General features: G+C 51.3%; 5 protein-coding genes. All 5 read right to left on the bottom strand.

The features are described from left to right. A complete protein-coding gene (locus tag NTU47_14025; protein ID MCX6134926.1) occupies positions 1–4,326 on the bottom strand; it encodes a PAS domain S-box protein in 4,326 nt (1,441 codons plus the stop codon). Positions 4,327–4,568: 242 nt separating this feature from the next. Further along, positions 4,569–5,015, bottom strand: a complete 447-nt coding sequence (locus NTU47_14020) for a response regulator (GenBank protein ID MCX6134925.1) — start codon at positions 5,013–5,015, stop codon at positions 4,569–4,571. A gap of 135 nt (positions 5,016–5,150) precedes the next feature. Continuing rightward, the gene (locus NTU47_14015; protein MCX6134924.1) at positions 5,151–5,513 is read right to left on the bottom strand and encodes a four helix bundle protein; all 363 of its coding nucleotides are present in this window, start codon (positions 5,511–5,513) and stop codon (positions 5,151–5,153) included. A 111-nt stretch (positions 5,514–5,624) separates the two neighbouring features. Continuing rightward, the gene (locus tag NTU47_14010; protein ID MCX6134923.1) at positions 5,625–10,133 is read right to left on the bottom strand and encodes a PAS domain S-box protein; all 4,509 of its coding nucleotides are present in this window, start codon (positions 10,131–10,133) and stop codon (positions 5,625–5,627) included. Positions 10,134–10,280: 147 nt separating this feature from the next. Continuing rightward, positions 10,281–13,125, bottom strand: a 2,845-nt coding sequence (locus NTU47_14005; GenBank protein ID MCX6134922.1) for a PAS domain S-box protein, incomplete at its 5' end; no start/stop codon positions are given.

Raw genomic sequence — 13,125 nt, 5'->3', positions numbered from 1 at the left:
CTACTGGGATTGGAGGAACTGGCGTTCAAGCTGCCTCTGTTTCGTGACATCGCGCATGACGCCACGGTATTGGACAACGTTCCCCTTGTTATTCATCACTGCCGTTGCTGTTTCGAGTACCGTGATCCTTTCCCCATCTTTGCGTCTCAGCACGACCTCATAGTCCTTCACAAATCCATGCTGGGCCATTTGCCGATCGAATCGCCCCTTGTCTTCGCTGTCAGCATATCCTTCATTTGCCATGTCAATCGATAGGGTTTCTTGCTTGGATGCATACCCGAGCAACTCGATCCCGGCAGGGTTGATGTCGAGGAGCTTTCCTCCTACTGTACTAAAATAGACCAGATCCTTGGACTCCTCAAACAGCGCTCTGAATTTCTGCTCAGAAGCGCGGAGTAATTCTTCCATTTGTTTGCGCTCGGTAATATGTCGATTGACAACCAGGATGCCAATCGCTGCACCGGTGTTGTCCTTGACAGGGACTTTGGTCGTCAGGAGGCACTTCACAACCTGACCTGTTTTGGGATCAATCTTGATTCGTTCACGGTTGATCAGTGGTTTCCCCGATTCCAGTATGGCTTCCTCCTCTTCAACATGTTCTTGGGCCAGGCCTTGTGGGGCAAAATCCTGATCGGTTTTTCCGATCAGGGCCTCGAGCGACTTCACCCCCAGGGCCTTCATCGCCGCACGGTTGGCCGTGAGGTATCGATGCCTCAAATCTTTCAGACAGACCTCGTCGGGTATGTTTTCGATGAGAGTGAGCAGCAACGTACGCTCTTTTTCCAGCATTTCTTCTGCTTGCTTGAGCGCTGTGATATCCCGATTGATGCCCACGAGGCCGATGATCTTGCCTTCGCGGTCCTTCAGCGGAACTTTTGAAACCATCAGGCTTCGCTCAATCGCTCCGGTCTCAGAATCGATCTTGTTTGCGACCCTGTTCATGGAACTCTTACCACCCGCCAGAACAGTGTTCTCCTCCTCGCTCCAATCTTTCACGAGATGCTCGGGAATCAGGTCTTCATCCTTCATCCCGATGATTTCATCTGCAGAATTCCGGATGAAGGCCTTCACTGTCCCCGAATTCACCACAATGAACCTTCTCTCGGTGTCTTTGACCGCAATCTCGTCCGGAATCGCATCGATGATCGTGCGCAGGAGATTGCGCTCATCCTCCAGGCGTTTCTCTGACTTTCGTTTTTCCGTCACATCGCGGAACAAGCTGAGGAGCAGCTTTTCCTGACCCGCGGATTCGATGAACGAACTGGAAATGTCAAGGTCGATGGATTCGCCATCCCGCAGTGTCGCCGAGCCGAAAAGATTGGAGATGGTCTCACTCGCATCAAAGCGTTGATGGTACAACCTGAGATCATCATCCGGTCCTTCCCTTTGGTAGGCCGCCGAGAGGACATTTCCCAGCAATTCCTCACGAGGTATTCTCACTAGTTTGCAGAATGATGCGTTGGCGTCGATAATCCGGCCTTCCCTATTCGTCAGCCTCATTCCGTCCGCCGAATTGTCCCACACCGAGCGGAAACGCTCTTCCGATAATCGAAGATCGTGTTCGATTTTCTTGCGCTCGGTGATATCTTCCATCGTGGTCTGGACAGATGTTATTTTCCCCTGACTATCCACTGTCACGAAATCACCCACCAGGAACGTCTTCACCACACCATCTTTTGAAACGTACCTACGCTCGTTTCTTGTCCGGATGGATGATATGTCCTTCTTCTTCGTCTCGAATGACGCCCTGGCTATGGACCGCTCACTTTCCGTAATGAAATCAAAAACCGACTTCCCGAGAGCCTCGTCTTTGGAATAGCCGAGGCTCTCGCACCATCGGACATTCACGTTCCAGATCGTGCCTTCCGGCGTCAGAACATGGTATGCCACCGGTGCGTAATCAAAAAGCCACTTGAACTTCCTTTCCGATTCAGCTAACAGATCTTCCGTCCGTTGCCGCTCGGTGATGTCTTCCTTGATGGCGATGAAGTGACTGACCTTGCCATCGACATCGCACAGAGGGGTGATGGTTTGCTCCTCGCTGTAGAGAGACCCATTCTTGCGCCGATTGATGATTTGCCCCCGCCAGGTTCCTCCTGCAAGTATTGTGTCCCAGAGGTCTTTGTAAAACTGCTGATCATGCTTACCAGACTTGACGAGCTCGCGCGGGTTCCTGCCAACTGATTCTTCCAAAGTGTATCCAGTCAGTGTTACAAAAGCCTGGTTGACCCACTCTACGACACCGTCACAGTCGGTGATAACGATGGCGTTTGCTGCCGCTTCCAGGGCGGCGCTCTGCATTCGCAGCGCCTTCTCTGAACGCCTTCGCTCGGTGACGTCACGCACTACCGCAATTATCAGTTCCGGTTGAGCCGGAGACATGGAACTGAGACGAATTTCAACTGGAAACATCGTTCCATCCTTGCGCTTATGCGCCCCTTCAACCGTTCTCACCTTTGCTGATATAGCTTCATGATGGATCGCATCGATTTTATCAGACGAAAGGTTGACCTCAATATCCGACGCAGAAAGCTTCAGGAGTTCATCCATGCTATAGCCAAGGTCCTGGCACGCGCGCACGTTGCAGTTCCGAATCCGCCCCGTAGCCGCCTCCAGGACGTAAATTGGATCACCGGCGTTATCAAGGTAGGACTTCAAATGCTGCTCACTCAAACGAATTTTCTCCTCTGCCCGCCTGCGCTCGGTGACGTCGCGTATGTACCCGCCGATTCCCACTTTCCCCGTTGCGATTGCGACCGGGAATTTCACTGTCTCAAAGCATCGATCTCCAATTAATTCTTCATTGACCGTCAGAGCATTCGAAAGAAGCGTCTGTTCGTCTGTTTTTCTGCACCGAAGAGCAGCCTCCTCGCTCATCAGATCAAAGTCCTTTTTGTGCTTGATTTCATCTTCCGTTTTCCCGTGAAACTTGCACAAGGCACGATTTGCCAAGATATGTCGAAACTTGTCATCTTTCAGAAAAGCCATGTCAGAGGTCGAATCAAGAAATGTCCGGGTCCGATGCTCGCTTTCCCGCAACGCATCCTGAGCACGCTTTCGTTCAATGGCAATAGCGATCTGACCGGCAGCCGATTCAAAGATATTCAGGTCCTTCTGGCTATAAGCACTACTCTTCTGGTAGTCCTGAACCGACATCACGCCGATGACTGTTTCTCTTATCATAAGCGGAACACCCAGCCAGCACTTTGGCGCGGTTCCCCACACTTTGCTCGTGTCGGTTGCGTAACGATCGAGGAGTTTTGTCTCATCAAGCAAGACTGAGCTCTTCGTTTTAAGAACGTCCACCGTGAGCGAGTGTGGATCATCCACCCCGATAGCCGGCCGATCGTTGGTGTCTTTTTCGTCGCTTTTATAGGGAAAGTACAGTGTTTTTCCATCGTCCGTAAGAAGTGCAATGGAAAAGTTGTTCGCCTGCAGGATGCTTGACAAGACACGATGAATGTGCCGAAACAGCTCGTCCACGTTTTCGGTTGAATAGACTGCTCTGGATATTTCAAAGAGCGCCTCAGTAAGTCTCTCCGCCCGGTTGCGCTCGCTGATGTCATTAAAGAGAATCCCAACCCTCTGGCTTCCCTCCCCGCCAATGCGGTAGGCATACACGTCATAATACCGCTCCATCGCCGTGGCTGGTTTCTCAAAACGAATGGCTTTGCCCGTTCGGGCCACTTTCCCGTAGATTTCAAACCAATGTGCGTCATGATTGGGAACCATCTGGCGAATCGTTTTTCCCAATGCTTGTTGGAGCCCCGTATGCTTCTCGAACCCCGGATTGATTTCCAGAAAGCGGTAGTCAAACGCTTTTCCGTCTGGATCATTGAGCATTTCGACGACACAAAATCCTTCATCCATCGACTCGAACAGGGTGCGATACCGTTCCTCACTTTCCCGCAACGCCCGATCAGCTTCATCCATGGCGACCCGGGTTTTCTTCTGCTCTAGCGCCTCTTTGACTGCAAACGGAAGTCGCTTTATGTGCTCTTTTATCACGTAATTCGACGCGCCGGCTTTCATGCACGCCACGGCCGTTTCTTCGTTCATAGAGCCCGTCAGGAGAATGAAGGGAAGCCGGGCGTCGCGTTGCAATGAAAGCTTCAGCGCCTGCATTCCATCGAATTCCGGCATCGAATAGTCAGACACGATAACGTCGGGACGAAATTCCTCCAGTGCTTTCAGAAACGCGTCCTTCGTGTCCACTCTCTGTGAGCTGAACTCGAGTCCGCTCTTGCGTATCTCCCGCTCCGCCAGTATTGCGTCAGTCGGCAGGTCTTCTACAAACAAAATGCGCAACGGATTTGCGTTTTCCATAGTGTTCCTCAACCAATTGTAACTACCATGCCACGAAGGCACAAAAGTTTCAGAGAGTGATCCTCTTGATGCCTGTTTTTATGAGCGGGACATTGAAACTAATGATGAAACCAAGGCGTTTTTGGGTCAACTTCAAATTCCTCTTCGTGCCTTAGTGCCTTGCCCGCCCGACAGCCTGACTCTGTCAGGCGGGCGGGGTGGCTATTCGTTTTCTTGACATCGGCTCGGCAGCCGGTAGAAATCTATCGTATCGGCGATTGGTTCAGAAGCAGCCAATAGTAACCAATGTCTTTGACCGCATCGACGAACTTGTCAAAATCGACAGGTTTCAATATATAGCTGTTCACCCCAAGCTTGTAACTCTCCACGATGTCTTTTTCTTCTCTGGAAGAGGTCAGAACGATGACAGGAATAATCTTCGTCCTCGGGTCACCTTTGATCGCCCTCAGCACTTCGAGTCCGTCCACTTTGGGGAGCTTCAAATCAAGCAGTATGACCCTTGGACCGTTCTCGACCCTCCGGTGACTATACTTGCCACGTGCGAACATGAAATCAAGCGCTTCTTCGCCATCGGCAACAGTGGCAACATGATTGGCGAGGTTGTGTTTCTTGAGGGCCCTGATGGCCAATTCGGCATCGTTTGGATTATCCTCGACGAGCAGGATTTCGACTTCGTTGACGTTGTTCATAGCGTGGTTCCTTTAGCAAGAGGAAATAGTGAATAGGGAATAGGCAATAGTTGGGCGTGAAACATCGTCTGAATGAGTGATGAGTGGAAAGCGATAAGTGGACAGTGATAAGTGGATAGTGGTCAGTGATACGTATCATTTGTTTAATGCTTTCAAGAGACCGTTGAGCAGCTTACTTACTTCCTCACACGAGGCAGACAAATCTTTAGATTCCATGTCCTCCAAGAAATTCATTTCCTTTGCAATTGTAATCAGCGTTTCCAATTCGGCCAAAGATCCCTTTGATATGCCCAGGAACTGTTTGAATTCTCCGGTGGTATTTCTTGCTTGACCTTCGGCAATATTACAGGCAATTGAGACCGACGCCCTCCGCATCTGCGATGTCAGGCCGTAGAGTTCAGTTTTTGGGAATTTCTGCGTGCGTAGATAGACCATCTTCGTCAAAGCGATCGACTTTTGCCAAACAATCAAATCACGATAGGAGAGTATCTTGCTCATGAGTATTCAGCTTCCAGTTATGGGACATGTGAATCAGGAATAGTGGTGAGTGGTTGGTGACGAGTGGTTAGTTGTCTGCTTACCACTTACCACTCTCCACTCTGCACGATTTCAATCCTCCCTGCGCGGAATCGAGAACCAAAATGTCGCGCCCTCCCCCACTTTCCCTTCAGCCCACACCTTTCCGCCGTGGCGATGAATGATGCGCTGCACGATGGCAAGGCCGACACCAGTTCCCTCGAATTCCTCTGCCTTATGCAGGCGCTGGAACACGCCAAACAGCTTATGGGCGTACCGGGGATCGAATCCGACACCAGAGTCTCTTATGAAGTAGGTGTTCACCCCCTCCTCAGTGCGGCCTCCGATTTCGATCCTTCGCACCTCTTTGGGGATCGTGAATTTGATGGCATTGGAAATCAAATTCCTCCAAACCTGCCTCATCAGACTGGGGTCGCAGTCTGCGTCCGGAATAGGAGTCACCGAGAAAGAGAACATTTGTCTGATCTCAGGCGATGCCGCTTCGTGGAAAATTGAATTGGCCAGCGTTTTGATGTCGACTCGTGAGAGGTTCATCTCGTTTCTGCTCACGCGTGACAGGTCAAGCATGTCCGTGATAAGCTCGTCCATTTTCTTCGTGCTCGCGCAGACGACGCTCACGAGCCTCTTCCCTTCCTCATCGAGCTTATTCGAATATTCCTCGGAAAGGATCCGGGAGAAGCCGTCGATAGCCCGCAGCGGGGCACGCAGATCGTGAGAGACAGAGTACGAAAACGCCTCCAGTTCCTTGTTGGCTGATTCAAGTTGTGCGGTACGTTCGACAACGCGCAGTTCCAATTCGGCATTGAGCTTTCGCACTTCTTCTTCAGCGCGTTTGCGATCGCTGATGTCGCGGACGTTGCACTGGACCACTTTGCTATTATTGACGTGATAGACGTGGCTTGTGAATTCCACACTGATGAGCCGCCCTTTGCTTGTCTCCAGCGGCAAATCTTCATACCGGACGTAGTCCTTCCGCAGTAATTCCAGGAAGTTGGTCCTGCTTGCAGCGACATCCTTCAGGAACCCCAGTTCCCATATCTTTTTTCCGAGGAACTCTTCGCGCGAAAAACCCAACATCTCGACCAGGAACGGGTTCACATTGACGACCATCCCCGTTTCAGCGTCGAGGATCAAAATGCCATCCCTCGCCGCTTCAAAGAGCCGCCGATACTGGACTTCCGAATCGCTCAACGCTCTCTCCACCCGTTTCTGGTCTTCGAGAACGCTTAGCAGGTCAAGTCGGGAGTGCTCAGAAACATCGTAGAGCTTGCGCATCTCGTCCTCGATCCGATTGCGCTCGGTGATGTCAGAAGTAACCACAACAACCTCCCAACCTGGAAGCGTAACCGGGACAGCGCTCACATTCGTCCAAATCACTTGTCCATTTTCCTTCACAACACCGGTCTCAACGTCATGGATCGGCCGATGCTCTTTCAGTGCCCGGACGCTGGCAAACTCCGCTTCGGCCATTCGCCTTCCATCTGATGTGAGGTATGTTCGGTTCCTGTAATCTCCTCTTTCCAACCCTTCTTCGGTTATCTCAAGGATCTTTCCCAGGGCCGGATTAGTTGCGGCAACATGACGATTCGTATCCAGAACGGAGACTCCGACCGGTAGCACATCGAAGATCGTTTTGAGTTTCTTTTCGCTCTCCCGCAAGGCTTCCTCTGCCCGTTTGCGGGCCGTGATGTCGTGTCCCTGGGCGATTGTCGCGACAACTGTCTTACCATCCTTATCAAGCACGTTGGCGGAGTTCCACAAGACGATTCGCGAATCTCCATCGTTCCGTTGAATTTCGATCTCAACAGTCTCCCATCGCTCGCCGCCGACTGCTCTGCGTATGAGGTCGAGCGAATGTTCAGCGTTTCCTTCGGAGAACAGTACGTCGATGCTCTTCCCTTTGACTTCTTCCTCTTTATAGCCACTGAGTTGCTCAAACGCATGATTGAATCGGGTAATCACCAACGTTGTATCCCATACAATGATTGGTGCGTTTGCATGGTTGATCAGGTTCTCCAGGTATTCGTTCGTCGCCCGCAATCCTTCTTCCATCCGCTTCTGCTCTGTGATATCAACAAATGTTGCCAGGAAGTCGTCATTGATTGTAATGCCGGAAATGATGATCTCGCGCAAACTTCCATCCTTGCACGTGACGTGATATACCTCAGATTCGATGTCCGCGCCTGTTTCAGCCGCACGTCTGACTGCCGAATCCCAGTTCTGGACCACCCACTGCCTGTATTGCGCTTCTGGATACGCATTGAGCCACCACTCGGCGAGTGTCGGGACATCATCAACCGTGTAGCCGAAAATCTTGACAAACCGCTCGTTTCTAAAGCCAATCACTCCGTCCTTGTTCACATAGCAAAGCGGCAGGGGGGCACTCCCCAGAAGCTTCCGGAACTTTGCCTCGCTTTCGCGCAATGCCATTTCTGCCCGCTTGCCCTCAGTGATGTCTCTTATGAAAACGGTAACTCCAACAATTTTGTCATGTTGAAATATCGGATTCCAATTGAACTCATAGTAAATATCGGGCTCTGGCTGATGTTGTATTTCCGAGAATACTTCGCCCCTCAACGCACGATCTATGCTTTGTTTTGCCAGCGTTCGCAGTTCCGGTATCCGTATGCAATCAAGCAGCTTCATTCCAATATTGATATCAGCATTCCACACGCGCTTCATTTCATCACGATGCTTTTCATTGAACGTTGTGTAGCGATATTCTGCGTCCAATGAAAAGATAATGATGTCGCTTGGACTGTTAATCATAGCTAAAAGCAACCCGTGTTGCGATTCCAACACCTGTTCGGCTCGCTTGCGGGCTGTGATGTCGTGTCCCTGGGCGATTGTCGCAACAACTATCTTACCATCCTTATCAAGGATATTGGCAGAATTCCACAAGACGATTCTCGGATCTCCATCCTTCCGCCGGATTTCGATCTCGACCGTTTCCCACCGTTCGCCCCCAACAGCCCTGCGTATGAGATCGAGTGAATGTTCAGCGTTGCTCTCAGAGAACAGCACATCGATGCTTTTCCCCTTGACTTCTTCTTCTTTGTAACCGCTAAGTTGTTCAAACGCGTGATTGAACCGGGTGATGACCAACGTCGTATCCCACACAATGATTGGCGCATTTGCATAGTTGACCAGGTTTTCCAAATACTCGCTCGTTGCCCGCAGTTCCTCTTCCGCCCGCTTGCGAGCAGTGATATCGGTTGACATTCCGCCGATAGCGTAGATCTTCCCCTCGCTATTGAACAAAGGATATTTGATGCTTAGATATGTGTGCTTTCCATCTTGTTCCAGGTTCTCCTCTTCGAGGATATTCGTACTCCCGGAATCCAGCACCTCCAGATCATTCTTTCGGTGGAGGTCAGCAATTTCTTTTTGCATGGCGACTTCTCTCGTCTTCCCGACTAATTCACTGCGAGATACGGAGAGCAACGTTGTGAGCGCCCGATTCGCCAGAAGGAATCTTCCTTCAGTATCAACGATGTAGATCAACGATGTGGAATTGTCAATAATGCTCTGCAGCAGTGCTTCGTTCTCCCGCAACGTTTCTGCCGATTTGTATTCTTCCCGATAGAAACGACTCTTCTGTTGGCGCCACACCAAGCCGACGCCGGCACCGGCGGCCATGACAAAGGCACACACGGCGATGATCATCAGCCGCAGTTGTTCTTCAAGCGGCTCCTGGATTTCCGTCCGATCCATGCGGGCGACCAGGAACCATGGCGAATCTGGCACCGACCGAACGTCGGCAACTACCGGCACCCCCCGATAGTCTATACTCTCGATGATCCCGTGCACACCAAGGACGGCTTTCACAGATGCGACGCTATCCCGGCTTAACGGGACTCGCAGGTTGTGCGCTGAGTTTTGTTGAAAACGAAGTTCATTCAGAAAAAGAGCGTCGTCTCCGTCGCGTCGGATGATTAGAGTCTCTGCCGTCCGGCTGGGGACCGGCCATGTTTGTATGAGCGGATACAAATATTCGGTGGGATCGATGCGGAGTACCACGATGCCGAGTGGGTGTTTTCGATTGGAGTCATCCACGATCGGAACAAGAATCGCCAGATAGATTTTCTGATCATACTCATTCCGATAGAAGTCCTGGACCATTGTTTTCCCACTGCGCAGGACTTCATTAACATTCTTGCTGGTCAATGTAGTGATCTGAAATGGTGCATCAGGGACCGACATCCGGACAACGCCATTGGCATCGAGCAGAACGACCCGTTCGTAATGATACCCCGACAGCACGCGCCCAAGCCAAACATGCAGCAGCCGTTTCGCCTCAAAATTGCCGGGCTTCGCGAGGAAATCCGATACCAGCCTGGAAAACGCCGGATTGTCGGAGAGGACGGATCCGTCGCCCAACCTCTCTTTTCGGTACTGGACCAATTGGTTCACCTTCAGTTCGGCGATAGCGGAAAGCTGCTCTTCGACCTCCCTCCGGTAATTTCGCTCGTAGTGCCGGTATGCAAAACAACCGCCGGCAAGTATGCCTCCAGCAAGGGCAATGAAGATCAGCAGGAAAACGAGTCCAGTCCGATTCTTTCCGTGATCAGGAGGTCTCATAGATACAGTCCTTTCCAACTACCCTCGCGTCCTTCGCCCTCTTCATGGGGTGCCCGTGACCTCTCGAGAACAATCAGATGGTGACGGTCACCTTCCAACGCCGGGTGAAGTGACCGGCACACATAGAAGGGCGTTGAGATGCGACGGTCACTCTTCGTTTTGTTTGCGGTCATCTTCCTGGCTGGGATAGCGCACCGTCTCGCCCAACCGGAGGAGCAGCTCGTTCACTTCTCGCTTGAGTTCCCGGTTTCTATCCTCGCGCCCGAGTGTGACTTCCTGCCAACGACGTAATTCCTTCAGTTGACTGAGGATTTTCTCTTCCGAATGCTTGCGCTCGGTGATGTCGCGCATGACCACCAAGTCGGCAGATTTTCCTTCATACTGGACAATGCTGGCATTGACTTCGACAGGTATCCTCTCTCCGTTTTTGTGCAACAGCGCAGTTTCATACTTTGCAGGAACTATTTCACCGGCCAGTCTCTTTTGATATCGTTCCAATAGAAACCCCATATTCTCCGGCGGAATCATTTTACTGAATTCGACCCCTTCCACTTCGAGTACCTCATAACCCAGCATGGCCGCAAAGCTGGCATTCGACAATTTCATGACCCCGTCCTGACCAATCATGATGCCGTCGTTTGCCTTGTCAACAACGGCGTGGTATTTCTTCTCACTTTCCAGCAAGGCCTCCTTCGCCATCTTGCGCACGGTGATGTCATTTATCACGGCAAAGAACAGACTCTTCCCTTCCTGTTTATGCAATTGGAGATGAGCTTCGATTGAATACGTCGTGCCGTTCTTTCTCCTGTGCATTGTCTCAAAGACGAGTTTCTTTTGTTCTTCTTGTATTAATGGCCGAATAAAATCTCTGAAAGCCCCTTCGGTATATTGGGGTTTGATATCTATCGGCGTGAGACTTTGCATCTCGGAAAGACTGTACCCGATATTTCTTAAAGCTCCTTGATTAACATATTCAAATCTTAGCGTGGACGAATCGAACACATAGATCTCGTTCAAACTGTTTTCAAGGATATCCAGGAGTCGGAATTGTTCCTTTTCCAATCGCTTGCGTTCGGTGATGTCCTCAAAGACCACGCAGAAGCGGTCCTGCGTATCGCCGGGACGGTAGACGTTGCAGTGATAGTGATGGGCCGTGGGGCCATGGTACATGTCGAAGGTCTGTGAAACGCCGGTGACGGCAACCTCGCCATACCTCTTGATCCACTCCGGTTCGGTGTTGGGCCAAACCTCATGTATCGTCTTCCCTTTGACTTCATCGTTCTTCACGCCGGTGAGGCGCTCATAAGCTTCATTGATGTAGACAAATCGGTAGCTGATGAAATGACCGTCATCTGCGAAAACGGACTCGAACAGAACGAACGCAGCGGTCATGCTCTTGAGAAGCCGATGCAATTCGTCCTTGCTCGCACGAAGCGCATCCTCTGCGCATTTGCGCTCCGTGATGTCCAACACAGTCCCTACAATCGAAATGAGATCGCCTTTTTCATCGTAGACTCCCTGGAACGTAGAGTAGTAGTGCCCGATACTCTGATCCGGGCGAAGGAATCTTTGCTCATAGGCACCCGGGCTATGAGTCTCGATCGCTTTCTTGATCAACTCCTGATCGCGATGACGATCTTCGGGCCACGGCGATAATGCGAGGATTGAATCGATCTGAGGGGTGAATTCCTTCGGATCGAGGCAGAAAATCTTGAACACTTCCTCTGACCACTCAACTTCGCCCGTTTTCACGTTCCATGTCCAGAAACCCAAATGAGCCATTTCCTGGGCTTCTCTCAGTCTTTTCTCGCTCTTCTGCAGCGTCGCCTCCGCGCTCCGGCGCTCCGTAATATCAACAACTGTGGTGATGAAGTACAGCGGTTTCCCTGCGCGGTCGCGCTGCAACACGGTGGCGACATCCGCCCAGACGATGTTTCCCTCTTTGTGGATGTATCGTTTCTCCCAACGGGCTGAATCACGCTCTCGCGCGATGAGCGAATTGATGATCTGCTGATCCCGATCAATGTCATCCCTGTGAGTTAGTTGCTGCCATTTCAGTTTCGATAATTCCTCCGGAGAATAGCCCACCATCTCACAGAAAGCCCTGTTGACTTTTATCCGGCCATCGAGCGAGGTCATCGATTTCCCTACGGAGGCATTCTCAAAGACATTCCTGAATCGCTCTTCGCTTTCGCTCAACGCCGTTTCCGCCTGTTTTCTTTCTGTGAGGTCGCGGGCGGTTGAGAGTGCCCCCGTCACGTTTCCGTTTTCATCCTTCAACACCCTGCACCACCATCCAAGAAAGCGCTTCTGACCGTCCTTGCGCCGCTGCCAACTCTCCAGATAGATGGTGTTGTCAACGCCCTCAAAAAGGGGTTGAACATTGTTGTATGTGTCCTGCTCTCCTTCGAAGTAAAATGCAGCTTCTTTGCCGATCACATCGTCCCCGAAAAACTCGATGCCCGGCCGATTCGCCCATATGTACTCCTTGTTCTTGTTCACCTCCATGATGATATCCGGAACGGCGGCAAGGATTGCTTCCTGGCGCAGCGACAATGTGCGCAAAGAGCTCTCTGCTTGCTTGCGGTCGGTGATGTCCTGGAAGAAGCCAAAGACTTTGCGGCGAGCCAGCTCTGCCGATCCCATAGCGTGAACCTGGCGAAGGTTTCCTTTGGCAGTTATGATCTCCAATTCCAGATCAAATGGCTTTTCGTGCTCGATCGCTCGCTGCACGGCTTGTTCGATGATGGGACGCGACGCTTGTGTATAGAAGTTGATGCCCTTGTCCACAGTGGGCAGGTAGGAAAGGTCCAGTTCATGGATGCGGTAGACGCCCTCTGTCCACGTCTGCTGCAAGGTGTCAATATCGAATTCCCAGCCTCCGACATTTCCCATCAGTTCAGCTTTGGCCAGCAGGCTCTGGCTCTTCTGAAGCGCAGTATCCAGTCGTTTGCGGTCGGTGATGTCCATGATTGTTCCGATCATTCTGACC

It is taken from the genome of Ignavibacteriales bacterium (genome assembly GCA_026390595.1).
In the GTDB taxonomy this organism is placed as follows: domain Bacteria; phylum Bacteroidota; class Ignavibacteria; order UBA10030; family UBA10030; genus UBA9647.
This window is presented reverse-complemented; position numbering and strand designations above follow the sequence as displayed.